Genomic DNA, 26078 nt, shown 5'->3' with positions numbered 1-26078 from the left:
TAACGTAATTCCTATGGCTATAAAAAACGAACTCTCAATTCTTACCAAAGCTGAGCAGCTTGATCTATATTCTCCGCCACTATTAACCCCTGAACAGCAACGATTGTATTTTACGCAAAACGAGATCGAGTTAACAGAGTCGAAAAGCATTCGCCTAAGGAGCCATCGATGCTATTTCATTGCGTTATTAGGGTATTTTAAGTCTAAGCCTGTCATTCTTTCACCTAGCTTTAACCTCATCTTTAACGATATGCAGTTTATTTCAACGCAAGTTCAAGGAGGCAAAGGGCTCAGGCCTTTCAGCATAAATAAGATGCAGCGTGACCGTATTTATCAAAGAATACTGAGGCTACTAAACTATCAGAAATGGGAAGAAAGTCTGCACTTTGCGCCGTTGTACGATCATCTTGTAATGGTCGGCAAAGCTTGGCTTGAGCCTCGTTATCTATTTGATGCAGCCGCTGAATATCTAGCAACGCATAGAATTGCCATCCCTAAATATACTGTCGTACAAAAGCTTATCAGTCGTGTTATCCAACAGGTCAAGAAGACGTTAAATAATAAGCTTCGTATTCATGTTTCATCTGAACTACACGGATTTCTAAATACTATTATCGATGACAAAGATGGGCTCTCCTTAAGCCAGCTTCGAGCAGGTGCAAAAAGCGTTATGGTGACAGAGCTAAAAAAAGAACTGATTGTTTATCATCAGTTACAGCCTTATACAAGACAGATTGATGATGCTGTTAAGGACTTAGCCTTATCGTCTAAAAACCAACAACACTTCGGTGAAATGGTGGATTATTATGGTAGTAAACTAAAACGCTTTAAGCGTCCACAGCAACACCTATGGTTGCTGTGTTTTCTGACTCAACGCATACGGCAAAGCTTAGAGCGACTGACTGATGGTTTTATTCATCATATCCGGAAACAATAAGAAGCTGCGCATGCGTTTGCCCAACAGGCAGTGTTTGATTCATGGAGGTCAGCTGCGGACAATGTCACCAAAGCTGCAGAATTACTCCATCTGTTTGTTGATGACAGTATCGACGATAATCAACCATTTGCAACGGTTAGGCAACAAGCATTAAGTGTAATGAATAACCAAGATATAGAAACGCTATGCCTGTACTTAAAAAAGCAAAAACGCACAGTAGAAGAATATCAATGGCAATATTATGATGATCAAAACACCTTACTTGAACAGTTATTAAGGCCCGTGTTTCTATGTCTTGAATGCCAAGCAGGTAAAGGCTCAGAAGTATTGGTGACACAGCTCAGAACCACAAAAACAGAACTATTAGCAGGTAATACATTGCAAACAATGGATAGTACACTTATCCAACAAAAACATCGTCCATGGTTACTCAACAACGATGTTGTTCATCCACAGCGATACGAATGGTTGCTTTACCGTCAACTGGCTTCTCGGCTTAATGGTCGAATTTACTTATCAAACGTCACTAAATATCGTGCGCTAGAAGACGACTTAATTGCATCGTCAATACAGTCTGATCTATTGGCATCGTCAACGTTGGAAAAGCTAAAGCAGCCGATTCAGAAGCTACTGCAAGTAAAACAAATACGCTTAGCAACATCCCTAGAAGATGTTGCTCGTCACATTGATAATGGTGATAACCGCAATGTGATCATGAAGAGCCGAAGTGGCGCACGATGGCGACTGCCAGTTAAAGGCTCCCGATCATTTGTCAACAACCCCTTCTTTAAACAGATGATCCCCGTCAGTATTGCTGATGTGTTGCGTTATGTTGAACAAGAAACCAACTTTATGCAATGCTTCGCACACGTGCTGCCAATCCAAAAACAAGTAGGCGCCAATCAGGATGATTTATTGGCTATTCTCATTGCGAATGCGACACATCGTGGCGTATATGGGATGGCACAAATATCTGATCGCAGTTATGATCATCTAAGCACTATACAAGCTAATTATATTAGGCCTGAAACCTTGCAAGAGGCAAGTGATATCATCAATAACGCAGTAGCGGCACTCCCTATCTTCCGTCACTATCACATCCAAGAAGACGTCCTACACGCCAGTACCGATGGGCAAAAATTTGAAACTCACCTTGAGACTTTTAAAACTCGCTACTCCTCGAAATACTTCGGCACCAACAAAGGTATTACGGCCATGACGTTAGTTGCCAATCATAGTGCGTTAAATGCCCGTATAATAGGATCTAATGAGCATGAGTCCCATTATATTTACGACTTACTACAATCTAATACTAGTGATCTTAAGCCTGACGTACTCTCAACCGACACCCATGGTGTTAATCATGTTAATTATGCCTTATTGGATTTATGCGGCTATAGTTTTGCGCCTCGGTATGCTCAGTTCACCAGTGTGATCAATGACCTATTTAACGTAACTGAAAGCGACGACGGAAATACGCATCTGGCGCTGAAAAAGCCGATAAAAATGAATGTGATTGAGGAAGGCTGGCAGGATATTCAGCGTATTGTGTTATCCCTTCAAGAAAAACGCACAACACAGGCATTGCTAGTACGCAAATTATCTGGTTATCCATCTGGACACCCTATATTACAAGCATTAACGGAATATAATAGGCTCATCAAAGCCCAATATTTACTTGATTATATTGATGATGCAAGTCTGCGCCAATATGTTCAACGAGCACTGAACCGAGGCGAAGCCTGGCATTTCCTCAGGCGAGCCATTGCATCGGTCAATCGTGACCAGTTCCGCGGAAAAAACGAATCAGAAATAGTCGTTTGGAACGAGTGTGCCCGTTTGACGGCAAATGCAATTATTTACTTTAACTCGATGATCCTAAGTCATCTACTACTGCACTTTGAAGACGTTGGTGACGAGGAAAAAGCTGCAATAACTCGACAAGTATCACCCGTTGCATGGCAGAATATTAATCTAAGCGGCACTTATCAGTTCGCTAGTAACCGCAAACTACCTGATTTACAGGAAATAACTAGGCCTATTGTTCAAAATGAAGTCTAAAATGAAAGGTAACCCAGCTCCACAAGCCACTAACTGCTTGGGTTATGGCGATTTATGTTACTTTAGAGGGGAAAATCCCTAGAACCCCAACGTGCTAAATATCTGAAGTGCTGCCCTGAAAAGCGCTCACTGCGCAGTCTGACCCCTGCTGTCAAATCCGTACAGTTAAACTTGGGAGATTTTAATCATACAGCTCAATGCCTGTATAGGGCACCGATCACGAATAGAATATGTATGGTAAGTACACCATGAAGTACACTGTGACTATTTCAGCGAGTTAAAACGTTGATACTATTAGCCTACAGATTGATATTCAAGTCCTCACTAGGGAACCGTATTCTTATACTAATCTGAACATAATTTTTTGTATATATCATGTGAAAATATCAATTTTTAAGAGCTAAGAAGCCTACAATCTATTTAAATATTGAGAGATTTTTATGAATGATAAATCAAAAATATCAGATAACGCATCATTAAATGAATTAGACAATGCATTTAAGATAGCAAAAAATATATCTAAAATACCTTTGATTAAACATATCATGCCTCGCATTCATAACGCCTTATCAGAATTTCTTGAAAGTGAGCCTCAATTTTCTAAAGTAAAAGAAACACCTGATAATTTTAACGAAATATTCTCAAAATTAGGATGGGTAGCTTATGAAAGCATAAGCCTAGATGTTATGGCGACAGCAGTTGATTTATATGCTGCAAAGGGCAAAGAAGTTGCTGAAAATTATCTAGGGCGTGTCATCAATTAAGCCAAACGACACAAGAAACTAAGTGAATGGCACTAAGGAAATGACTGGCTAACTTATCATAGCGAGTGGCAATCGCACGATACTGCTTAATCTTGGCAAAGAAGTTTTCTATTAGGTGCCTCGCTTTATAAAGCTCTTTATCGAAGTCTCTTGGCTGCAGCCGATGACACTTAGATGGTATAACTGCATTACCTTGCACTGCTTTAATCGGTTCAATAACGCGGGCATCAGCATCGTAAGCTTTATCGGCAAGCCACGTTTGGCTAATACTGACATCAAGCAATTCATCTGAGCCACACAGGTCATGAGCTGCCCCACCTGTTAGATAAAAGCCAGTAGGATTGCCTAGCGCATCTGTTCGAGTATGTATTTTAGTCGTCAGTCCACCTTTGCTGCGTCCAATGGCTTGATCCCTTTTTTCCAGCACTGTGCTGGTGGGCTTTAACAATCGTGGCATCTAGCATGGCATATTCGTCATCGGATTGTTCAGAGAGTTGATTAAAAACCTGCTCCCATACGCCTTTTTTTGACCAGCGACTAAAACGAGTATGAATCACTCTGAAGTCGCCAAAGCGTTCAGGTAGGTCACGCCAAGGTATGCGGTCTTGTAACGGTACAGAACCGCTTCTACGAACAAGCGGTTATCCTTTGCAGTAACACCAACGTCACTTGGTTTACCAGGTAGAATGTCTTTAATTCTCTCCCATTGGTCATCACGTAGGGCATGTCGTCTTGTCATAGTCATTGAGCTCAAATTCCTAAATACGATCTAAGTATAGCTTATTCTGAAATATCTATGCTAATTGATGACACGCCCTAGCTGATACCTATGATAAGGATACGATACGAATAGGGTTAATGAGTTTTTCAGGTCACAAGCATTTCAAAAAAAGGTTACGACTTCTAAGATTAGCTGAAATAGATTATTTGGAAGGTAGATATCATGCTTGTGTGCCATTGCTGCTTAGCTTGTTAGATGGTGTGGTGGACGACACATCTGGGCATGTTGGTTTCTTTGCACAGGGGTCTGATTTGGTAGTTCGGGACTCTATAGCTGCACATGAAACGGGATTAACAGTTTTAGCTAAGATAATGACAAAGAGTGCGAAAAAAACAAATGAGAGTCCATGCAATATTCCATATAGACACGGTATATTACATGGAAAAGAGCTTGCTTTCGACAATAAGATAGTCGCAGCAAAATGCTGGGCTGCATTTTTGCTGCAAGAAACTGGGCAGAAAGTTATGAAAAATTGAAAAATGAGCCTGAAGTAAAAGAAGAATATGGTTTAAAGCAGCACCTTGCTCATAGGGTAGAAATGAAAAAGCTCAACGACGCTATAGCAGCTTGGCGTCCAAGAAACATGGTAGATATTGATTATCTGCCTTCTTGTGGTGGGAGTGATAGTCTGCCAGAAAACACACCTGAACATGCTGTAGCTCAACTCTTAGAATATTGGCAAAAACAGAGTTTTCAGCTTATCTGTAATATGTTTGTCTACCCTAAGAAAGCCGTACAAGCAAAAAATGATTATGGTGGAAATGCGCCTATCTCGTTTAAAGTGCTTAGCGTTGAAGATACAGCACCAGTTGTTACGAAAGTAGAAGTAGAAGTCAGCTTTCAAAAAGAAAATAGAACTATAAGCGAAAAGGTCTTAACCATAACGAATTACTTAGATTCAGACGGTAACACCTTAGTACGGTCTGACCCAAACGGGAAATGGAAAGTCATGGAAGCATCGTTAGCTAGAGTTGCAAGCCTTTACCAAAGTTTCTGAAAACTACAAACACTCTATCAATCTATTTTTTAATGTGATGGTTGCCGCCCCTTGCGTAGGGACGAAAAAGGATTCTAGGTATCCTACGCCCCATGCTCTACCAAAAAATGTAAGGCGCAAAAACTCAAAACCGTATTATTCATAGTATTGAAATATCCATATACCTTACGCTTTGAGAGTTAATAACCTATTTTTACAAGATGCGGTATACCTTATTTTGATAAATTTAGATTTTGAGCAGGCTTAGTATGAAAAAAAGGACTGTAAAAGATTATATTACTTTAGGTGGCTTGCTGATATTGTCTGTAATTGGTGGGGGACGATAGCCACCTTCACGCCCAGAATCAGGGTTAGGGTTAGGTGAATTAGAAGGGTTAGGCTTATGAGGTTTTGGCTGAAAACCTCTGTTGTTACCTCTACCTGCTGTATTATTATCAGTCATACTATTATCCTTAATATTAATTTTTATCGGGTGGTTTGATCTATGAGTTCATTACAAATGGTCTTCATCTTCAGATAATTCCACTGATCTTATGTCATTTGACAATATAATTATGCCTGCCGATGCTTTATGTTTTTCTTTGAAACCGCCTTCTTCATTTGGATGCCAACACTCGTTTAAGTATATTTGAGGTTCATGAGGGTAGCTTGAAACAAATGAGCCAGATCCGTATTTACCATAAATTTTCGTACTATCATTCAGTGTTATTATCACCCAACATGCAGTTCTTGTTTTAAACACAAAATCCCATGGCGAATTGTCAGGGTGTGCGATATTCAATTCTCTCAACCATTCACTTTCTCTAAACCGAACCCATATATAAGCTAAAGCTACTGGTGAGATGAATATAATATAAAAATAGAAGATACTGTAGAGAATAGGGAAGCTATAACTTTGTTTTAAATACTCTACTAATAATATGAAAACTGAATTAAAACCATATATGACACAGCTATAAGTAATACTATCTAATATGTTTTGATTAAAGTCTCTTATTTGCATCGGGTAAAGCAAACTATATACTTTCATACATATGAAGCCGGGCATCATAAAAACTACAAAGAGTAGCAGTTTGCTCTCATCAAAAAAATCCATCCGGCTTTCTTCCTAAACAATTGATTATAATAATAATTTTATAAAATACTCACACATTATTTAGAAAATCTTTTAGGACGGGCATATATAGTAAAACCTGTTCACGGTCACTATTCTTTTCTTTTTCACTTAATTTGAAATATTCTGTGTTGGCTTGTATTGTCCAGCGACTCACTAAGTCAGCAGGTATTGTTAATGACCCATCTTCATTTCTCTTGCACTGTTCATGAAGGTATTTTTGCCAGTGTGACCAACGTTCATGCTCTATAGCCGCAAGGCTTTCCATTAAAGAATCTGGAATATTAAAGTCTAATTTTTTATTCATATAGTATAAGCCTCCATTAGATTAAGCATTTTTCAATAAGCTTATAATAGTGCTGTCCTAGAACAGTAAGCTCACAAGACTTACTATTCATTGCTGCATAAAACATGTGTTTTTCCCCAACAGGGGTTACTAAATTAACTTTAACAAACTTCTGAAGAAGCTCAAATATATACACATTTTCTGGATTGGGTTCAGCTATTGTAGGATCATCAATTTGCTCTTGGTTTCTATCTGGCTCAAAAGAGGGATCAAGAGGAAGTTGATAATCTATTCTTTTAAAAAAAACAGTCAATTTTCTTAGATCGTCTAACTCAACTAGTGGAGCTACATTTCTAAGAGAAATAAAAGTTTGTACGTTCGTCTTAAATACAGGTCTTGGAGACCATGGACCGAGTGATTGGTCGATATGAGCATATACACTACCTGGTGTTATTTCACCCAGTAGATTAGTTGCCGAACCCCTTAGTGCATCTACTAAAAGGCTTGTAAAAAGACCAGAGCTGCTACCTTCTTTTTCATTTTCTATGGCATATTGGTCAGCAGTGGCTGCTGTTAGAATAGTCGTTCCCTCCTTGATCTCTGCCATAGTAGAAAAATTCGGATTATTCGCAATTTCTCCACTGAAACAACTATCAAGAATAATAACTTTATTCTTAGCTTTCGATTTGTTTGCAAGTATCATTACTTCAGCAATTGGTAGCCCATCATCTCCTTCTAAGGTATCTTCAGCACATAAATATCCTCCAGTTTCACCACTAAACCCATGCCCCGCAAAATACAGAAGAGCTATATCTGCTTCTCCTGAAAATAGCTCTGTAATTAGGGTTTTGAGTTCACTTCTAGTTACAGCAGATCCTTCACGACTCACTACAAGACGAGGAGTAGCAAAGTTAATCTTTCCATCGCCATGATGCTCTAATACTGATTTAACCTCATATGCGTCATTAACACACCCTCTGAGTGGAGGTATTTCCGTGTAGTTATCTAATCCTATAATTAAAGCTTTACGCATATGAAAACCTATAATGAATTGATAAAATTACTTATATCTTGCTGCACCCAAGGAATAATCTTAATTCCGCTTATATTAGTTCTATCCTTGTTATAAACCCAAACACCTAGTATCGGTTTTTTTTCTTCTTTCGCACATTCAATTTCCCATCTTTGACCTGTAGAATCCACAGAATTTACGCTTACAAGTATGATCACACCATCAGATCTTTTAATACGTGTACGCACCTTGTCTTTCCAACCGGAATCGTAAGCCTTTTTAACTGACATATCTATAAATTCATAAGGCACTCGATTGTTAAGAGTTTGACCCTTAAAAAGATCTCTCATCAAACTATCTTCTATTGCGAATGCTACAAAAATCACTTTTTTATCGTTAATAGCCATATTCTAAATCCCAACTTATTTTTAATATTAGATACTCGATAGTATATCTTTAGTCATTAATATAACTGTATGTATGGTATTTAAGCATCTAACTCTTCATCTTTATGTACCAGATAAATGAGTACACCTAGAATAGTAATAAAGAAGCGAAATGCATCAGGCACACCGTTCCATTCAGAGGACATCCACATACCAAACCACTCACCACCAATCGACATAAATGATACCTGCCATGTTAAAAAACCTAAGGTTAAACCTGCAATGGCTAGCTTTTTACTACGATTAAAGGCTTGAGCTGTGAGTTTTCTGTTGTTCCATAATTTCCAAGCTCCTGCTAAACATAATAAGCTTGTTAAGCTTTCTAAAAGAATAATAATGATATAACCTAAATGGTGAATCCAAGTGGCTTCTATCGCACGATATTTAATTGTTGCATCAGGAAAAATAGTATCCATCAAAAATACATGATGTACGAAAGCAAAATTACTGCCGTAATCTGTAATATTGCCAAAAGCTACTAAGAAGGCAAAAAAGCCAATGGCAGCAACCATCAAAGTTTTGGATAAACGTAAAATCATAAAAAACCCCTTTAATTTGAAAAGCCACGCTATGGTCAACTTTGAAATAATCCATATCGAATTTAGCTTATTAATATTTACAACATTTCGTCAGATGTTAATTGCATATCGTTTACAATCAAGTTTCCACCAATGAGAAACACATCTATTTCGTCTTTACTCATCAGTTGGGATAAGAGATCAAAACTACTTAGCTTTACTCCTAATAAATTAAAAATTTGTTTTTTTATCGAAGAAATTCCTAATTCTATTTTTTCTATTTGAGTATTATGGTACTCAATACCATCTCTAGTAAGGTTCCTATCCATCTCAATATCTCGTTTATAATAGCTGATACGTCTATCTAAATCACTTATACGACTTGCCATGATATCGTTAATATCGCTCTCAGCTTTGGATATAAAATCTTTATGTCTTTGAATGTTACTTTTAGAGTAGTTACCACTGAGAATTATTTCACAGATTCTACCCGCTACTAATCGTTCAAAAACTGAAAAAACGGGATGAGTTAATAGCTTGTCTTTAAATAGATAAAGTTCATTTTCATAATAATATTTAGAATTATAATCTGGGTTATTCCCTTTAAGAGAATGTCTAAGTTGTTCTCTTTGAGAGACATAAAGCTCATAACAATCATCGTTGTTTTTTACTATTCGAGACAAGTAAGCATCTCGAAGCGATTTATCTAAAGCTAGGTCAGGTATGCTATTGAAAATATCTACTATAGTTTCTGATATTCTTTCAAAGCGAGCTTGCCCTTCAAGAATCTGATGGTTTCTAATATCAACACACAGGTTAGAGATATATGACAAACTATTCTGGATTGAGCTGTACAAACTTATACCTAACAAAACTGGCATTAAATTTGATTCATTATCCAACTCAACTCTTTCCAAACCAGCAACGTCGCTAATTTTTCCTTTTTCAATACACGTTGTTGTAGGAAGCCCTCTTAGTTCCCCGCTGTTTATTGTCATTAGCTCTCGGGAAGAGCCTTCCTTGAAAACTATTCTGTAGAAGTATTCATCTTCGTTGCCTTTTGCTGAATAATTCAGCTTTTGACTAAGAGCAAAGATAAAGGGCGAATTTGAGATCAAACGAGGATTGGTTATCAACTCACTAAGTTTTGGGTTTTTATCAAAAATAACTTGAATGCTTTTCGGTAAATTTTCCATAAATACTGCTCCACTCACTATTCAAGTAAATTAAAAATTTCCACCCACGCCTTTAAACTTTTCAACAAAGGCAGCAATTTTCTGTAAAACACTTTGCTTTTTGGTCAGGTATTGAGGGTTAAGAGGGCTTAATTTAGGCAAGATAGCATTCAACTCTGTACCGTTCTCACTGGCGTACTCACGCTTTAGAGAAGCGGTGATATAACGCTTAGCAGCTTCTTCATTCAGGTTTTCAGCGGCAATCATATCTTTGACTTCGCGTTGTTGTTCTACCTGAGCATAGCTAAAAAAGGCATCAATGATGCTGGATTTGTCAGGGATGGTATCCAAGTTGGTTTGATTGATGAAGTCTACTACCAAGCTCTCTTTAGCGCGGTTGCCAAGGCTTGCCCGAATCAAACGACGTACTTCCTCGACCAAGGCGGACTTATCCTTGGTATTCTTGTTATGCTCAAAAATCAGCTCAAGGATGTAATCAAGGTTAATCTCTTGAGACTTAAGAAGATCCACCTCAAAAACCACTTCATCCCAGTCAAGCGAAGACTCGCTTTGATCCTTGGCTGCTTTTTCACGGCGCAGCCAATCACGTATGTCGTTATACGTTGATCGATAGTCTTGTACTTCTCGTTCAGCAGGTACATCGATGCTTTGCATGGCAGCAAGATCTTCATCCGTCAAATAGTGATCAGCTTTGAACATCTCCACTGCCTCATCATCAGTAATATCTATGCTTTGAAGCGCTTTTAGGCTCGCAAACTCATCATAGTTTTGTAAGATGTTCTCGACACGTAAGTACTCACCAAATAACTTAGCAAAGTCCTTTTTGTCCGCCTCTTTGACGATCTCATCAGGGTTAGGGAAACGTTGCTGCAGCTCTTTAATCACCTCCAAATAGCCACGTCGTGCTTTGCCTGTCGCAATATCAGTAAATCCTTCTAGATACTCCCTATAGCTTTTTTCTAACACCACGTTTTTAGTGTTTCCATCCCCAAATAAGGTGATGGCATCAATGGTCGCTTGCTCTAAGTCACGAAACGTCACGATGTTACCAAAGGTCTTAGTCGCATCATAAATGCGGTTAGTCCTTGAGAACGCTTGCATCAGTCCGTGATAGCGAAGGTTTTTATCAACATAGAGCGTGTTTAAGGTCGGCGCATCAAAACCTGTGAGGAACATACCGACAACAATCAGTAAGTCCACATCCTGCTTAATGACGCGTCCTGCAAGATCACGGTAGTAATTTTGAAAAGACTTACTGTCTACGCCGTAATTGGTCTTAAACATCTCGTTGTAATCATTAATAGCACGGCTTAAAAATTCTTTAGCACTGCTATTCATAGCGGTAGGCTCAAAGCCTTCGTCAGCAATGTCACCGATTGCGTCTTGTTCTTCATTGGCAGCATAAGAAAAGATAGTGGCAATCTTTAAGGGCCTCTCGCTGTCCTTTTGTAGCTGATTCAAGGTCTCATAGTAAGCCTTTGCTGCGTCCACACTACTGACGGCAAACATGGCATTAAAGCCTTTGCCGCTTCCTTTTAAGCGATGGGTTTTTTGCTTAAAGCTTTTTAAAACGTACTTTGATATCTCTTCAATACGATCAGGGTGTAATAACAGCTGCTTGTTTTCAGCAGCTGTGAGTTTCTTCTCATCTTGCTCGCTTTCAATGGCTTGAAACTGCGGGCGCACGTCATTATAGTCCACCTTAAACTTCAAGACCTTCTCATCACGAATGGCATCAGTGATGACGTATGAATGCAGTTCATGGCCAAACACACTGGCAGTTGTCTCTGCACCTAAAGCGTTCTCTGGGAAGATGGGGGTGCCTGTAAAACCAAACTGGTAGTATTTTTAAACTTCTTCTTTAAGTTCTTTTGTGCTTCACCAAACTGGCTACGGTGTGCCTCATCAAAGATAAACACCACTTGTTTATGATAAATGGGTAAATCAGCCTCACCTTTGATCAGGTTATTTAACTTTTGAATGGTAGTGACAACAATTTTATTATCGTCTTTTTCAAGGTTACGCTTGAGTCCTGCGGTACTGTCGGAGCCATTGACGCTATCAGGGGAGAAGCGCTGGTACTCTTTCATGGTTTGATAATCAAGATCCTTACGATCCACCACAAAAAACACCTTATCAATAAAAGGTAGCGACGTTGCTAAGCGTGCAGCTTTAAAGCTGGTTAAGGTTTTACCTGAGCCTGTGGTATGCCAAATATAGCCGCCACTCTCGAGAGTGCTCCACTTTTTGGATTGATAGGCACTGTTTATTTTCCATAAGATGCGCTCAGTAGCAGCGATCTGATACGGACGCATCACTAATGAGGTATTACTCACATCAAAGACGGTGTAATGCATCAGCACGTTTAATAGGGTATTTTTTTGAAAGAAGGTCGCAGTAAAGTCTTTTAAGTCTTTGATTAAGGTATTGTCTGATCGCGCCCAGTTCATGGTGAAATCAAAGCTGTTTTTATTGCGCGTGGTGGTATTGGCAAAGTAGCGGGTATCGGTGCCGTTTGAGATCACAAACAGCTGTAGGTATTTATATAAGGAGTTATCGGAGTTAAAGCTCTCTTTGCTATAACGATGTACTTGGTTAAATGCTTCACGAATGGCGATGCCACGTTTTTTAAGCTCAATTTGCACCAAGGGCAAGCCATTGACCAAAATAGTCACATCGTAGCGATTGGCTTGTGTGCCTTTTTGAGCAAACTGTTTAATGACCTGTACTTTGTTACGTGGGATGTTTTTTTTGTCTAGCAGTGCAATGTTCTGCAGGTGCCCATCATCAAAGGTAAAAGCATAGATATGATCATCATGAATCTTTCGAGCTTTGTCAGTGATGTTATCACTAGGATTATCAAGATACTCCATCACAAAGCGCTGCCACTCAGCATCTGTAAACTGTACCTCATTTAAGATCTGCAGCTGTACACGTACGTTAGCGAGCATCGTTTCAGGCGAGTTTAAACCAGGGACAAACTCATATCCCTGGTTTTGTAAGTCTTTGAGTAGTTCACGCTCTAGATCGTCTTCAGTCTGATACCCCCCATCAGGCTGATCGCACTTGGTATATTTATTTAAAACGATAAAATTATTCGACTCAGCAATGGTTTTTGTTTGTTCAGTCATGAGCTACTACCTCAGGCTTAGGGAAGCTTAACAGCAGGTCACGGTAATACTCATATTGCTGCTGACGTAGCTCTATTTCACGCGGGAGGCCTTCGGTTAGCGATGTCGTTAAGGCGTCAAATTTATCGAGAATAGGGACGATGCGTTTTTGTTGGTCGAGCGGAGGCACCGGAATAGAAATCTTCCTTACTGTTGGAACCGTCAATTGTGGTATTCCACCTTTTGTTCCTGCAATTGGAGTCATATCTAATATATAATTTAAGCATCTAGTTAATATAAAGCCCTTATTTGGCACTAAAGCTATTAGGCGAACAATTGGAGTAAATTTCCCCTGCCTAACTGTGTGATATCCAACTTTTGCGCCTCTCGCCGAAATAGTCACCGCCTCACTTTCAATTTTATATCCATCTGTAAAACCATATAGTCCTTTGTCGCCCGTTGCATTAGCGTAAATTGGATAAGGAAATTCATCTGTGGGATTAGTTTGACCTTTTATGAAAGACTCTGGCAAGTCACCACCAGCAGAAATAGAAGAGCAAACTTCATTTAGAGTTTTCCACTCAACCTCACCCTCTTCAAACGTCAGTAACTCATCACGATAACACGCATACTGCTGCTGACGTGCTGTAAGTTCTGCTGTAAGTTCTGCTGTAAGTTCGGTAAATGTGTCTAAAATTCGGACGATTTCGGATTGGATGTTTAGGGGTGGTATAGCAATACTTATTTTAGAAAAAGTACTAATCCACTGACGTTTATGGTCACCCGCTATATCCTGACTCGGTAATGAATTTAGGTAATAGTAAATATACTTTAATAGAAACTTTGATTCATCAGTTGAAGTTATCATTTTCATCGCTGATGATTTAGCTTTAAAATCAAAATCTACCCACTTATTTGCAGTTGTAAAATCGTCAAAAATAATTACGGGACTTTCTGAAGCTTTATAGATACCCTCAGTTTCATTTGTATACCCTAAAACAAAAGTCTTACCAGCTGTCAAAACAGGCGTACTATAATCATTATTATAATTCTTTGATTTGACAAGATATTTAGTTGGTTGCTCATACGCAGCTACATCACCTAATTCCTTCCACTCAACCTCAACCCCATCAAGTAGCTTTTCCATATAACCTAACTGACTCATGCCTCAATCTCCGCAACGATTTTATCGATATCAGCACGCAGCTTATCAATCTTAGCAACTGTCGTTTTAAGCTCGCTATTTAAAGCTTTAATATCTATAACCTCACGCGTATCTTCTGCTTCTACGTAAGCACTTACCGATAAGTTATAGTCATTTTTAGCAATATCGCTGTTATCAACGCTTGCAGACAAATAATCCGTATCTTCTTTAGTATCAAACAACGCCATGATCTGCTCGATATGCGCATCGGTTAGCACATTGGTATTGGTCTCTGACTTAAACAGCTTACTGGCATCAATAAACTGCGTCTTACCCTCTGTTTTGTGCTTGGATAGCACTAAGATATTAACCGAGATACTGGTTCCAAAGAATAAGTTGGGTGCTAAGGAGATCACCGTCTCTACATAGTTATTATCTACCAAATACTGCCGAATCTTTTGTTCAGCACCGCCACGATAGAATATCCCAGGGAAACAGACAATAGCGGCGCGACCCTTACTCGATAAGTAATTTAAAGCATGAAGCACAAAGGCAAAGTCCGCCTTTGATTTAGGGGCCAATACGCCCGCTGGTGCAAAACGCTCATCATTAATTAAGGTCGGATCATCACTACCAATCCATTTCACTGAATACGGCGGGTTAGAGACAATCGCATCAAAGGGTCTATCCTCCCCAAAATGCGGATCTAACAGCGTATTACCAAGCTTGATATTAAACTTGTCGTAGTTCACGTTATGTAAAAACATATTCATACGCGCAAGGTTATAGGTAGTGTGGTTAATCTCTTGACCAAAAAACCCCTCTTCAATGATGTGATTATCAAAGTGCTTTTTAGCTTGCAGCAATAAAGAGCCCGAACCTGCAGCTGGATCGTAGATTTTGTTAACTGTCTCTTGTTTATGCATCGCAATTTGTGCAATCAGTTTAGACACGCTTTGGGGTGTGAAGAACTCACCGCCTGATTTACCCGCATTGGCCGCATAGTTTGAGATCAGATACACATAAGCATCGCCAAATAGATCAATCTCACTGTCCTCAAACTGATGCAGCTTAAGGCCAGCTACCCCTTTTAGCACCGCAGCTAAAAGAGTGTTTTTATCTGCAACAGTATTACCTAATCGGTTACTGGTGGTATCAAAATCCGCAAACAGACCCTTAATATCAGGCTCAGACGGGTAGCCATTGGCCGAGCTTTCAATCTCTTTAAAGATAGCGGCCAAATCCGTATTCAAGTTTTCATTTCTATGCGCATTATCCGCTACGTTAGCAAACAGCTGACTTGGGTATATGAAATAACCCTTAGTCTTAATCGCATCGTCTTTAATATCAGCAGTAATCACTTCATCAGGAAGAGCGGCATAATTAACGCTCTCATCCCCCGCCTCAATATAATTGGCAAAGTTCTCACTGATAAAGCGGTAGAACAAAGTCCCCAACACATACTGCTTAAAGTCCCACCCATCGACTGAGCCACGAACCTCGTTTGCAATTTGCCAAATTTGTCGATGTAGTTCGGCACGTTGTTGGGTACTTGTCATGATAAAAATCCTATAGGAATAATGATGGGGCTAGAAGCCCCTTATGTTTTGTGTAACTTAAATCGTTATTGAGTACGCTTTGATTAAGGGCAATATACCTTAGCACTGCTAACCGTTTTTGGTTCTATTATATGGTGCTGATATAGGAAACAGTGCTTGTTTTGCCATGGGCATTTTCTTTACAGCTTGCTTCTGCGTCTGGCCTAAGAAAACAAGCTTCTGATGATACTAGTAAGGTGCACAGCGTTCGACGATATGTGTAATTTTTTGAGTTTTTTATACATATCCTTTTTATAGGTATAGAAAAACGAATTTTTTATACCTATCGCTCAACCAATTTTTCCTCAATCATTTCAGTCAACAACTCAGTCACCGTTTTTCGGCTTTCAAGCGCGTACCGCTTGAGCGCAATGTGTTTATCTTCATCTAGATTAAAATTCACGCGTACCGTCTTTTTGGGACTGTCCGTCACATCCGATAAAGCCAATTGATCCTTAACGTTCTTACTAGGACGACCTGCTGATAAACTCATGACTTACTCCTCACCAAAAAATGTTTGAATCTCACTGACTAATGCAGTTATCTCTTGTATCGCATTGCTATTAGGCGATTCGGTATCAAATACTGTCTTACCAAGGGCAGCACTATTAGGATAAGCAACTCGCTGCATTACTCTGGTCTCTAATACCGGAAGATTATAATCAAGCAGCGCGGTTGCCACCTCTTTACCAATATTGGTATTTTGAATGGCGCGTGATATGACAAAGGCCGCCTTTAGTTGGCCATCCATCATCTCAATACGTTGCTGTACTAAATCAACCAAATCACTGGTTGCCCAGATATCATAAGGACTCGGCTGCACCGGAATCAATATAAAATCAGCCGCCTTTATAGCAGAAATAGCCAGACTAGTAGCTTGCGGCGATCCATCGATCACCACGGAATCTTTATCAGAAACGCTTTTTAAATCTTTATCAAGTGTTGGTCTACCAAGCCCGATCACTGGTACCGGATTGTCTTCATCAACCGCTCTCCAGTCACGCGCACTGCCCTGCTGGTCGCTATCCACCAACAAAACACTATGACCTTTTAGTTGTAAGCCACGAGCCAAATGCGTTGCGATGGTAGTCTTACCGCTACCACCCTTTTGATTTAATACCGCGATTACCTTCATAAATACAGATCCCTGTAGTATGTATTGAGTATATAAGTATATAAGTATATAAGTATATAAGTATATAAGTATATAAGTATATAAGTATATAAGTATATAAGTATATAAGTATATAAGTATATAAGTATATAAGTATATAAGTATATAAGTATATAAGTATATAAGTATATAAGTATATAAGTATATAAGTATATAAGTATATAAGTATATAAGTATATAAGTATATAAGTATATAAGTATATAAGTATAACTAAAAATGTACGTCACATCACTATTAATAGCAATACTTCATAGTAAAAATAGCATCACCTTTTCTAACTAGCGTATATCCATCATGATAGACATCCTGTATCAAAGACAGCATAATAAACTGCCTATTACTAGGCAAATTGCGCTATTGGATACCAATTTGAGCTACTAAAAGGAATACTTTAGCCGCTCATATTCGTTATAATCCGTTCACCAATCAAAAACTACTAATCGTTAATGAGGAAACCACTATGGTGAAGTGTCACTTATCGACCATCATGGGCGAAAGACGCCTTAAAATTGCCGATGTCGCAAGAGATACTGGTACCAATCGTGGCACCATTACTCGCATGTATCATGAAGAAGCCACCCTAGTTGATCTAGATGTCATCGAGTCTTTATGCACGTATCTTAGAATCAATGTTGGTGATTTATATGAAATTATAAATGAGGACAGCAGTGAAACGCCTGAGTGAACACCCTCGCTCATAAGACATTATCACCTTTAGACGCATAAAAAGACCTTTAGAAGGTCATTTTCTCTTGCAAAAGATTAAAATATAGGTATAATTTGACCTGTAGTAGGTCATTTTACCCATTATTTACGTACAATAATCTATAGGAGAATACCAATGAATAACAATCTATCGCGGCTCAACAGCTGCACATGGTTTAGTGAACAGACTAAAGCCTTAGCTTCTGAGCTGTTATCAAGCTTACAAATACAGCAAGGCATACAGCTGGCATCATTACTGGGTGTTGACGCCATTCTTTATAATGATGAAGCGGTGTATGTCTGGGTACAACGACAGCTGGATGATGGTCTTATCGTTGACGACTACACTTTAAGCATCCTTGAAACTGCTTTTATAGAGTTGGTCACAGCTTACACTGACCAAGCAGCATAATCGTTTTAGCTGATATTCACAGATATCTTGTTCAACAAGAAACAATTATCTCTAAAGCCAGATAAAGTTTCATTATCTGGCTTTTTTCTGATATGGCCATAAAAATTTAACAGACGCTATACTCATGGCTTTTTAATATAGACAAAGATAACGGCAGTCAACCAAACCTTTTTTCATTTATATACGTTTTAGAAAACTCATTTTTGACCAAGGCTATCTGCTACCAGTATCTAGCCTAAAAATGCCCGTACAATTATCTACGCTACCCTAACCCTATAAAGGCCTCTTTGGGGAGTATGGTTCACTATTACCATCGGTCTTTACTCAGTAGGTTTCGCGCGAGTCGACCCAGCTATTTTATAATAAACAAAGCCTCTCTCATCTCTCAAAACACTCTTACTGTCTGCTCTAACGCACCAGCTGATTGCATCAGGCTGCTCTTTATTAACATCACAAGCCAAAATAAACTGCGCACTTTGAGCATTATTAAAGGCCTGTTTCCAACCCGTTTCAAGCTCATCGATGCCGCGCTGTAGCTCTGCTTGCTGGTATTTCATCTCTGCAATCTCATCAAAGCTTGGCACATACCAAAATACCAGAGCCACCAAACTTATTATCACAGCCATCGTACCCGCTGCGACAGCGGCTGCAATCCTTTTAATACTCATAGTCTCAATGGACTTATGAATTTTGTCCAAGTCTTTACTAGCTCTACCCTCGACCTGCTCAATCCGCGTTTTGGTAGTGGCCTCAAAGGTCTCAATATCTTCAATAATCTGCTTATGACCAGCTTGGTACTGATTGGTGAATAGGGCTAGATTGTCCGCGCTTGCGCTAAGTTTATCAGCAACTCCTTGCATGGTACTGATTTGTACCTCTATGCTATCGTTTTTAGCAGTGACGACCGACTCTACAGCCGTATCAATCTGCTGTTTCATATCGGTGATGATGCCCGCTATTTTGTCATCATAACGACGCGGCATCTCATTGTCAGTGAAAGCCGTCACTGCTGCTTGAAGCTGCTTTAACACGAGTTCTTGATACTGGCTCAATGCCTGCGAAGTCGTGCTTGCGCTACTACCTAATTCTTCAATGGCAGAAGACACCTCATTCACCTTGCTATCAATACCGCTAAGCGAACGCTCAAGCCGCCTCGCTACCGCATCATCGGCTCGCTTAATCAGCTCACGCAAGGCCCCAATGACCGGAGTCAATGAAGTCACTAGGTTAATAAGTTGATCGTGTATGTCTTGCTCATTGCTATTGTCTTTATTCATGGGGTACTCATTATTATAATGCCGCCTAAAATGGGCGTGGTGAGGAGTAGCGGCGTGTTTGTGCTTGTTCATGCGCTTGGATGGCGTTCTTCGTTTTTTGCAGGTGATCTGTCACAGTTTGTGTGAGCGTTGCCCCATCTATGGTGATAGCAGGAACGTGCTCAAAGCGCTCATTGATTTTCGTTAACACCTCGACCTTATCTTGATTGTCAGGCAAGCGCTCAAGCTGTTGCCATAGCGTCGTTGCTGCCTTCTGCACCTGCGTTGCAATTTTTTTGGCATCGGTGTCTCGTAAACTTTTTTGTAGTGTCGTAAAGCTGTCAGTGTGTTTTAGAGTAGTGAATATAAATGCTTGTGCGGCAACCGCCTCAGCCGCGTTGATCACTTCGATCGGTGCATCAACGGCCTTAAAATCAAGGGTATTAACGCGGTTACGCACCCGTACCACTAAATTGTCAAATCGATCTCGATATGCTTTGGTCTCATTGATTCGCTGACGCTTAAGAGATGCCTGCTGCCGCCTCTGTTGTAAGGTTTCTCGCCGCCTGATCAAAGCCTCCTCTCGTGCGCGCTCAGCCTCTTTCTTAAGCTTTGCTTGCTCATGCGCTTTGTTGAGCTGATATTGCAGCGCCATAGTACGGCTGCGCCAGTCCTCAAGCCGATCTGCATTCAACTGAGTAGTCTTGGTACTTATGATTTCATCGTATAAATCATCATCTTGCACGATCACCGCCTCACTTTGATCCAGTAAGGCGATACGCTGCTCATAAAACGGTGATAAGCGCTGATAAGTCTTTTTACTGGTATTAATTTGCTGCTTTAACTGTTTGATATCGTTATCATTGGCTGTATTAAACGCTTTAACATCAGCGGCCAATGCCGTCAAACGAGTATCAGCATCCGCGTCTATCTCTACCGCTTTTAACGTACTGAGCGCCTTACGTTCTTTTTCAAGGTACTTAAAGCGCTCAACATCCAGATCTGCAAATGCGGCAAACTTATGATAAGTGTCCATGTTATTGGTGACGGCTATCTCTTGTATATCCGTAAAGGCTTGATCCCACTGTAAGGATAAGTCAGATTTTTCAATATCAATCTCATCAAGTGCGTTGAAGTCAGTCGCCAGTTTATTCAGCTTTGCGGCAAATGGTTTTAGGGTGGCCTTTAACCCTTTGTAGTCAGCAATGACTTCATTATTAAGCGGGATCAGCTTTTCTAGCATCGCTTTATTATTCAGCACCGTTTTATCAATCTGTGACAGCTGCTCTTCAAGACGGCTAACAGCGCGGCCTGTTTGTAGGGTATCATCTTGTCTAAACTCCTCAACCAACGCTAAAGCCGCCTTTAGTGCCTCACTTTGCTCTTTTGTGCTTATCTGCCTGGCAAGCTCAATCATTTTTTGGCGGGGGTCACTAAAATCCTGTCCCACCTCCTCGGTGAACCGCTGGGTACTCTTAATGTTTTTATCAATGGTAATAATCTGTTTAGACTGGTGCGCTAACTCTTCATGCAGCGCATCAATGGTTGAAAATAAGGCGCTGCGTACCATCTTTTTTTGACTCACAAAGTCGGCTGAAATTGCTAAAAGCTCATCAAGTACGTGATCATTGGCCGCATCACTATGCGTCTGACTGTTACTTTTAGGGATAGCGGGTTCAAGTTCAGCGGCAGGATCTACAAAGCGAATATTACTGAGCTCAATTCGCGCAAAGGGTTTACGCTTTTATAATGTATTGTGACGCCGTTAACCTCTTGTTCATTGCTTTCTAGGTCAATACGTCCCTTGTCGTCGTACTCAATTACTAAACCATTTTTTTCAATGTAAGCATTGATCTCATCAATCGTCTCGTTGTACTCGTGAATCACTGAACGATTGCCTTTGAGAATATCCTTATATAGTGATTTACCCAGTTTCATTTTTGGCAAACGATTGATGCCCAGCTCACGGTAGGATTTCTCACTAATGGTTTTATTCTTAGGCAGTAGCTCATTGGCCATATCCGCCCAAAGGGTGCGTTGATATTTAAGCTCATCGCCGCGTCCGTTTAACCCCTTAGATAACCGCTCCTCCGTTGACCACTGCAACCAATTCTTGCGTGCTGATAAAGCTTAACCCTCAACATCCGCTACTATCTCACGGCTTGAGAGTAAAATATGGGCATGAAAGTTACGACTGGTCAGCTCAACCACTTCAACCTCCCCCACATGTTTCTCGTGACTGTGGGGCCGATGAATGGCCACATCGACAAGCACGTTATAGCGATCAGATAAGGTTTGAGCGTAGCGCTCGGCCAGAACTATACGCTGATCCGCGGTGATCCCATCAGGAAACATCACATCAATCTCAGTACCCAATTGCGCGTTTTTACGAGTCTCAATGCGTTCAATATCATTCCAGAAACCCTCACGTGTCACTGCTAGATCCCCAGCAATAGTTGGCGTTAACAACGCCGTATGCACCACATTTTTCTCAACAACTTGCGTGTATTTAGTACCATCACTGTCCACTAAATTTAAGATTTTGTCTTTAGCTTTACTGGTGTAATCGTGGACGACTCCTGACTGTTCATCAACCAGTTTTGAGCCAGAATTATAAGCCGACTTTGCCACCACGCTATGATTTTTCGCCTTACTAACGGCGCTAACCGCCAGATGAAACCCTTTATTATTCATAGCAAAAAACCCAATATTGAGAGATGATTTTTTGGGGGTTGTAGGGGGTTCGCCCCCTGCCGAACGACGGAGTTTATGTAAAAAATAGTACCCCTTGTGGGTCTTTTTTACATAAACTCCTAAGTTCGCTCTTAACAGAGGGTTAAAATACTACTGCGCCCACGAAACGATGTGGTCTTGTGTATTTTACTACCTTGCATCCCTATGTGTACACTGCTAGGATCAACTCTATCATAGTTGACTAGAAAAGGATGAGATAATGTCAGTAATATCAGATGATCTATTCGCAGATAAGATAAAGCAGCTACAGGCTATTAAAAAAGAAATCAATCAGGACAGACTTGAGGCACATCAGGTGTTGGGAGAATGGTTGGCCAACGCATTAGACGATGATGAAAATCATGAGCTACAAGCCATATTTTTAGACGCACATGATAATGAAAGTTACGTTCGTTTAAAAAAACACCGTGAGTTTTTGAAAGCAATTGCCAATAAAATACAAAGTAAAGCTCAGGTAGCACCAAGCAGCTTTACGCCCCCTAAGGACAATCATGACAATGAGCACGGTTCATTGTTTGATGATGATTCATCAGCGCAGTAGCTTCTAGAAATTACCTAATTGACGGTACAGCTTGATCATCTGCTAATTAGCGAAAGATCAGGAGGCGATTATTGGCTGTTTTAAGCGTTTTAAAATGGTTTTAGCTACCATCATATCGAACAGAGCTTAAAATGCATATAAGAGGGTTTTTGAGCGTTTTAGCAGTACTTTGAGAGATGTTTGCAGGGGTATCAACAATGGCTACTGAAAATGAAGGCAAACAATCTACAAAAAATGAGACTGATATTGAGAATGTGGAAACAGGGTTGTCCAGAATGACAGACGAAGATATTCAAAATATCTTTGACCATGCTTTTGAAGATCTTCAAAGATCTAAGCTTGATCCGAACCATGCGAACGTGGAATAACATTAAGTAAATGGACAATTGCATTCTGAGCTACTGATCAGTTTTACAAGTGATTGGTCGATCAAATTATCATCTTAAATCCGTCGGTTTTTTGGTTTTTTCCTTATTATTTAAAATAAAAATATATTTTTTACTTTTAAAAACTTTTAAAGACTTTTAGACAGTCTGTAAGCTTTGCTATTAAAGGGTTACGCACTCTATTATGCTACTTTTATCCCGCATTATGCTACTTTTATCCCGCATTATGCTACTTTTATCCCGTTTAAATGCTACTTTTATCCCGCATTATGCTAGTATCTTAAAGTAACTAGCATAATGAGGTTGTCATAATGAATGATGTCGAGCTATACGAAAAAAATATCCTGAAAAATGGATTGTTATGCAGAATAAAATTACTCAAGCTTTTAGAGAGATGTCTATTGATGAGAAGCGCATCATTATTCTAGCGAGCCCATTGGTTAGGGTTAATAATGCTACTGAAAAAACACCGATAGAGGTTGCGTCTTCTGAATTTGCTAAGCTTAGCGGAATAGATAGAAACTCGGCTTATAAGCAAATGAAATCAGCTAGCAAAAAATTAATGAAGCGTACATTCATTTATGAGGATAAGGATGGTGATGATACAGAGGTTCAATGGCTAATCAGGTCGAAATATGCAGATGGCTATATATCGATGCATTTTACAGATGAGGTAATATACTTACTTCAGGTTTTTGATAAGCTCAACCCTTACACTAAATATTTAAAAGAAGATATCTTAAACCTCAAATTGACTTACTCGTTAGACCTTTACCATCTAGCAAAAAAGTCTGAGGGGAAGGGTGGTTTTTCTATGACTTTAGATCAATATAGGCAAGAACTTGGCACGCCTAAGTCGTATGAGCGCATCAACAATTTGAAAGAGAATGCAGTTGATGGGCCCATAAAAGAAATTAATCAGAAAACCGACATCAAAATCACCTATGAAAACATCAAACGTGGACGCACAGTTACAGGTTTGACATTCACCGTCAAGGCCAAGCCAACTAAGAAAAAAGGACAGGAGGGCTTAAATCAGAATAATGAGGATAGAGATATCCCACCTCTAACCGTTAAGCAAATTGATCGTTTTGCCCCTTTGTTGGCTAACTACTCACCGTTTGGTAGTTACGCACCATCAGGTAAAAGCACTCAAGAAGTTATTAGTTGGTTACACACTCAATTAAGAGATGAGGCTTTTTTAAAGACCCACAAAAAGCACTTACTGGCGATAGGCTATACGTTCCCTAAGCAGAAATCATAGCAAAGAAAAAAAGAGTAATTGAGCTAGCGTAGCCTATACAAATGGCTTATATTATATGTACATAAATAAGCCAAAAGTGATGTTATGACGACAACTAATTATAATATTAGGCTCGATCAAGAGCTAAAAGAAAATGCTTTTTCGGTATTTGAAAGCTATGGATTAACACCGTCTCAAGCGATCAAATTATTTTTGACCCAAGTGGCGCAAACCAATAAAGTGCCACTATCTTTTGAGTATCAGAAAGTAGCAGCTGTCAGTCAAGATGAATTGTCAATCTATAAAGAGCATACTGATTGAGAGAAAAGATGAGTATTAGATTTGAATGGGATGAACAAAAAAACATCACCAATCAGTGCAAACACCGTTTATCATTTGAGGCAGCTACCCGGGTTTTTTAGATCCTTTATGCCTGCGTCAGCAAGACAGGTATGAAAATGGTGAGGAGCGGTGGCAGGCGCTGGGTACAGTAGACGGCATAGCAGTCTTATTAGTAGCCCATACGCAGACAGACATAGATGGTGGCGAGGTTATACGCATTATCTCTGCTAGGCGTGCCACAAAGAGTGAAAGGAGACAGTATGAACAAAGTTAGCTATCACATAGACGAGTTACCGCCACTAACCGCCAAGCAGCAAGCAGATTTAGAGCATTTAGCCACGCTTAGCGATGACGACATTGATCTATCCGACATTCCAGAAGCTACCGACTGGTCAGGTGCTATCCGTGGCAGTATCAGAACGCAAGCGTCCTCTACGGAACCCAGTGTCATCAGCCCAAGCATCCTTGCTAAGTTTAAGGATAGAGCCAAGCAAACAGGTGGTGACTATCAAGAAATGATCAATAATGCGCTAGAAGAGTACTTAACTGATCACTAGCCATAATTTAACGACCATAGCCTCAAGATTACTTGAGGTTTTTTACATCTTGCATTGTAGTATGTTGTATGTTGTATTATACTATATACATATAATACAACATATCTACTCATACAAAGTTAAGGACAATTATCATGGCCATCACTATTCAGCAAATTCATGCTACTGCCGACCAATTGCAAGAACAAGGAATTAAGCCAACATTAGCTGAGGTGCGTAAGGCTTTGGGCGGTGGTTCATTCACAACCATCAGTGAGGCGATGAAGTCTTGGCGTCAGGATAATCAAGAAGAAGAGCAGCTAAGACAGGTTGAGCTGCCAAGTGGCATTGCTGAGCGCTTACAGTCGCTTGGTGCGGATATGTGGCAAACGGCTATTGATATCGCCAATGATCGGTTGGTGAAAGAGCGTGAAGCCCTAGAGAGCATTAAGACCAAGGCACAAGCTGAGACAGACGAGGCGCATTAAAGACAAGCTGATCAAGGCAGCAAGCAACTGAGAGCCGCTATCACCGCAGCTCAAGTGACTGCTGAGCGTGACACGTTGTTACAGACGCTCAGTGCAGCACGCGAGGCTAAAACAGATGCAGTTAAGACCTTTGATCAGCAGAGCTTAACGTCAACTTATCAAAAGTGGCCGCGCTTGAAGCCACTGCTAGTAGCGATAAAGCAGAAATTGCATGAGGTCACAGTGACTAAGGGTGAGCTAAAGGCAGCACTGAACGCAATGAGATAGCGACTGACA

Annotated in this window: 27 protein-coding genes and 4 pseudogenes; 14 read left to right on the top strand and 17 right to left on the bottom strand. The window is 40.0% G+C overall.

Features of this window, described 5'->3' with window-relative positions:
- Positions 1 to 13 precede the first annotated feature (13 nt).
- Positions 14 to 2998 (top strand): annotated as a pseudogene (locus JMX03_RS14750) (Tn3 family transposase).
- Between the two features lie 440 nt (positions 2999 to 3438).
- Positions 3439 to 3762 carry a hypothetical protein gene (locus tag JMX03_RS14745; RefSeq protein WP_201598333.1) on the top strand — a complete coding sequence of 108 codons (324 nt, stop codon included), beginning with the start codon at positions 3439 to 3441 and terminating at the stop codon, positions 3760 to 3762.
- Here the strand turns inward: JMX03_RS14745 and JMX03_RS14740 are convergent.
- Positions 3755 to 4501: pseudogene (locus JMX03_RS14740) on the bottom strand (IS5 family transposase). The gene JMX03_RS14745 and the pseudogene JMX03_RS14740 sit on opposite strands and share 8 nt — an antisense overlap.
- A gap of 119 nt (positions 4502 to 4620) precedes the next feature.
- Here JMX03_RS14740 and JMX03_RS14735 point away from each other — a divergent pair.
- Both JMX03_RS14735 and JMX03_RS14730 read left to right on the top strand, forming a co-directional pair.
- On the top strand, positions 4621 to 5019 hold the full coding sequence (locus JMX03_RS14735) for a hypothetical protein (protein WP_201598332.1): 399 nt from the start codon (positions 4621 to 4623) through the stop codon (positions 5017 to 5019).
- Entirely contained in the window at positions 4965 to 5540 is a 576-nt protein-coding gene (locus tag JMX03_RS14730; protein ID WP_201598330.1) for a hypothetical protein, read from the top strand. The genes JMX03_RS14735 and JMX03_RS14730 overlap by 55 nt, the downstream gene beginning before the upstream one ends.
- Positions 5541 to 5811: 271 nt before the next feature.
- Here JMX03_RS14730 and JMX03_RS14725 read toward each other — a convergent pair whose 3' ends face one another.
- The 12 genes and pseudogenes from JMX03_RS14725 to parA form a co-directional block, all read right to left on the bottom strand.
- Complete coding sequence (locus tag JMX03_RS14725; RefSeq protein WP_201598325.1) at positions 5812 to 5982, bottom strand: hypothetical protein; 171 nt, start codon at positions 5980 to 5982, stop codon at positions 5812 to 5814.
- Between the two features lie 51 nt (positions 5983 to 6033).
- Positions 6034 to 6636 carry a DUF6338 family protein gene (locus JMX03_RS14720; RefSeq protein WP_201598322.1) on the bottom strand — a complete coding sequence of 201 codons (603 nt, stop codon included), beginning with the start codon at positions 6634 to 6636 and terminating at the stop codon, positions 6034 to 6036.
- A 49-nt stretch (positions 6637 to 6685) separates the two neighbouring features.
- Positions 6686 to 6961: a hypothetical protein gene (locus JMX03_RS14715; protein WP_201598319.1), complete on the bottom strand. Its 276-nt coding sequence runs from the start codon at positions 6959 to 6961 to the stop codon at positions 6686 to 6688.
- 16 nt (positions 6962 to 6977) lie between these two features.
- A complete protein-coding gene (locus JMX03_RS14710; RefSeq protein ID WP_201598316.1) occupies positions 6978 to 7973 on the bottom strand; it encodes a caspase family protein in 996 nt (331 codons plus the stop codon).
- A gap of 8 nt (positions 7974 to 7981) precedes the next feature.
- Positions 7982 to 8359 carry a TIR domain-containing protein gene (locus tag JMX03_RS14705; protein WP_265090505.1) on the bottom strand — a complete coding sequence of 126 codons (378 nt, stop codon included), beginning with the start codon at positions 8357 to 8359 and terminating at the stop codon, positions 7982 to 7984.
- A gap of 80 nt (positions 8360 to 8439) precedes the next feature.
- Entirely contained in the window at positions 8440 to 8937 is a 498-nt protein-coding gene (locus tag JMX03_RS14700; protein WP_201598311.1) for a DUF2165 family protein, read from the bottom strand.
- Positions 8938 to 9014: 77 nt separating this feature from the next.
- Positions 9015 to 10112 (bottom strand): hypothetical protein, encoded by a 1098-nt coding sequence (locus tag JMX03_RS14695; protein WP_201598309.1) that lies wholly within the window; start codon positions 10110 to 10112, stop codon positions 9015 to 9017.
- Between the two features lie 30 nt (positions 10113 to 10142).
- Positions 10143 to 13243, bottom strand: a pseudogene (locus JMX03_RS14690) (type I restriction endonuclease subunit R).
- A complete protein-coding gene (locus JMX03_RS14685) occupies positions 13236 to 14387 on the bottom strand; it encodes a restriction endonuclease subunit S (RefSeq protein ID WP_201598306.1) in 1152 nt (383 codons plus the stop codon). The pseudogene JMX03_RS14690 and the gene JMX03_RS14685 overlap by 8 nt, the downstream one beginning before the upstream one ends.
- Positions 14384 to 15925, bottom strand: a complete 1542-nt coding sequence (locus JMX03_RS14680; protein WP_201598294.1) for a type I restriction-modification system subunit M — start codon at positions 15923 to 15925, stop codon at positions 14384 to 14386. Before JMX03_RS14680 ends, JMX03_RS14685 begins: the two co-directional genes overlap by 4 nt.
- 322 nt (positions 15926 to 16247) lie before the next feature.
- On the bottom strand, positions 16248 to 16457 hold the full coding sequence (locus JMX03_RS14675) for a plasmid partition protein ParG (RefSeq protein ID WP_025652656.1): 210 nt from the start codon (positions 16455 to 16457) through the stop codon (positions 16248 to 16250).
- A 3-nt stretch (positions 16458 to 16460) separates the two neighbouring features.
- Positions 16461 to 17099 (bottom strand): ParA family partition ATPase, encoded by a 639-nt coding sequence (parA, locus tag JMX03_RS14670; RefSeq protein ID WP_201598292.1) that lies wholly within the window; start codon positions 17097 to 17099, stop codon positions 16461 to 16463.
- A gap of 500 nt (positions 17100 to 17599) precedes the next feature.
- Between parA and JMX03_RS14665 the strand changes: the two genes are divergently transcribed.
- Both JMX03_RS14665 and JMX03_RS14660 read left to right on the top strand, forming a co-directional pair.
- A complete protein-coding gene (locus JMX03_RS14665; protein ID WP_201598290.1) occupies positions 17600 to 17824 on the top strand; it encodes a helix-turn-helix domain-containing protein in 225 nt (74 codons plus the stop codon).
- A gap of 156 nt (positions 17825 to 17980) precedes the next feature.
- Positions 17981 to 18256 carry a hypothetical protein gene (locus JMX03_RS14660; protein WP_201598287.1) on the top strand — a complete coding sequence of 92 codons (276 nt, stop codon included), beginning with the start codon at positions 17981 to 17983 and terminating at the stop codon, positions 18254 to 18256.
- Positions 18257 to 18576: 320 nt separating this feature from the next.
- Here JMX03_RS14660 and JMX03_RS14655 read toward each other — a convergent pair whose 3' ends face one another.
- The 4 genes from JMX03_RS14655 to JMX03_RS14640 form a co-directional block, all read right to left on the bottom strand.
- The gene (locus tag JMX03_RS14655) at positions 18577 to 19533 is read right to left on the bottom strand and encodes a hypothetical protein (RefSeq protein ID WP_201598285.1); all 957 of its coding nucleotides are present in this window, start codon (positions 19531 to 19533) and stop codon (positions 18577 to 18579) included.
- A 25-nt stretch (positions 19534 to 19558) separates the two neighbouring features.
- A complete protein-coding gene (locus tag JMX03_RS14650; protein ID WP_201598283.1) occupies positions 19559 to 21097 on the bottom strand; it encodes a hypothetical protein in 1539 nt (512 codons plus the stop codon).
- Positions 21098 to 21207: 110 nt separating this feature from the next.
- Positions 21208 to 21618 carry a hypothetical protein gene (locus tag JMX03_RS14645; protein WP_201598281.1) on the bottom strand — a complete coding sequence of 137 codons (411 nt, stop codon included), beginning with the start codon at positions 21616 to 21618 and terminating at the stop codon, positions 21208 to 21210.
- Between the two features lie 24 nt (positions 21619 to 21642).
- Complete coding sequence (locus JMX03_RS14640; protein ID WP_201598279.1) at positions 21643 to 22206, bottom strand: MobA/MobL family protein; 564 nt, start codon at positions 22204 to 22206, stop codon at positions 21643 to 21645.
- 259 nt (positions 22207 to 22465) lie between these two features.
- Between JMX03_RS14640 and JMX03_RS14635 the strand changes: the two genes are divergently transcribed.
- The 8 genes and pseudogenes from JMX03_RS14635 (at position 22466) to JMX03_RS14600 (ending at position 26069) form a co-directional block, all read left to right on the top strand.
- Entirely contained in the window at positions 22466 to 22807 is a 342-nt protein-coding gene (locus JMX03_RS14635) for a hypothetical protein (protein ID WP_181718480.1), read from the top strand.
- Positions 22808 to 23004: 197 nt separating this feature from the next.
- Entirely contained in the window at positions 23005 to 23175 is a 171-nt protein-coding gene (locus JMX03_RS14630) for a hypothetical protein (protein ID WP_201598277.1), read from the top strand.
- Positions 23176 to 23554: 379 nt separating this feature from the next.
- The gene (locus JMX03_RS14625; RefSeq protein ID WP_201598275.1) at positions 23555 to 24457 is read left to right on the top strand and encodes a replication initiation protein; all 903 of its coding nucleotides are present in this window, start codon (positions 23555 to 23557) and stop codon (positions 24455 to 24457) included.
- An 84-nt stretch (positions 24458 to 24541) separates the two neighbouring features.
- Positions 24542 to 24757 (top strand): type II toxin-antitoxin system RelB/DinJ family antitoxin, encoded by a 216-nt coding sequence (locus tag JMX03_RS14620; protein WP_201598273.1) that lies wholly within the window; start codon positions 24542 to 24544, stop codon positions 24755 to 24757.
- 8 nt (positions 24758 to 24765) lie between these two features.
- Positions 24766 to 25052: pseudogene (locus JMX03_RS14615) on the top strand (BrnT family toxin).
- On the top strand, positions 25039 to 25335 hold the full coding sequence (locus JMX03_RS14610) for a hypothetical protein (protein WP_227522864.1): 297 nt from the start codon (positions 25039 to 25041) through the stop codon (positions 25333 to 25335). Before JMX03_RS14615 ends, JMX03_RS14610 begins: the two are co-directional and overlap by 14 nt.
- A 134-nt stretch (positions 25336 to 25469) precedes the next feature.
- Complete coding sequence (locus JMX03_RS14605; protein WP_201598270.1) at positions 25470 to 25802, top strand: DNA-binding protein; 333 nt, start codon at positions 25470 to 25472, stop codon at positions 25800 to 25802.
- 54 nt (positions 25803 to 25856) lie between these two features.
- On the top strand, positions 25857 to 26069 hold the full coding sequence (locus JMX03_RS14600; protein ID WP_201598267.1) for a hypothetical protein: 213 nt from the start codon (positions 25857 to 25859) through the stop codon (positions 26067 to 26069).
- Positions 26070 to 26078: the final 9 nt, after the last annotated feature.

Source organism: Psychrobacter fulvigenes, assembly GCF_904846155.1.
Lineage (GTDB): Bacteria > Pseudomonadota > Gammaproteobacteria > Pseudomonadales > Moraxellaceae > Psychrobacter > Psychrobacter fulvigenes.
Note: the sequence above shows the minus strand (reverse complement) of the source record. Positions and strands in the feature narration are given on the sequence as shown.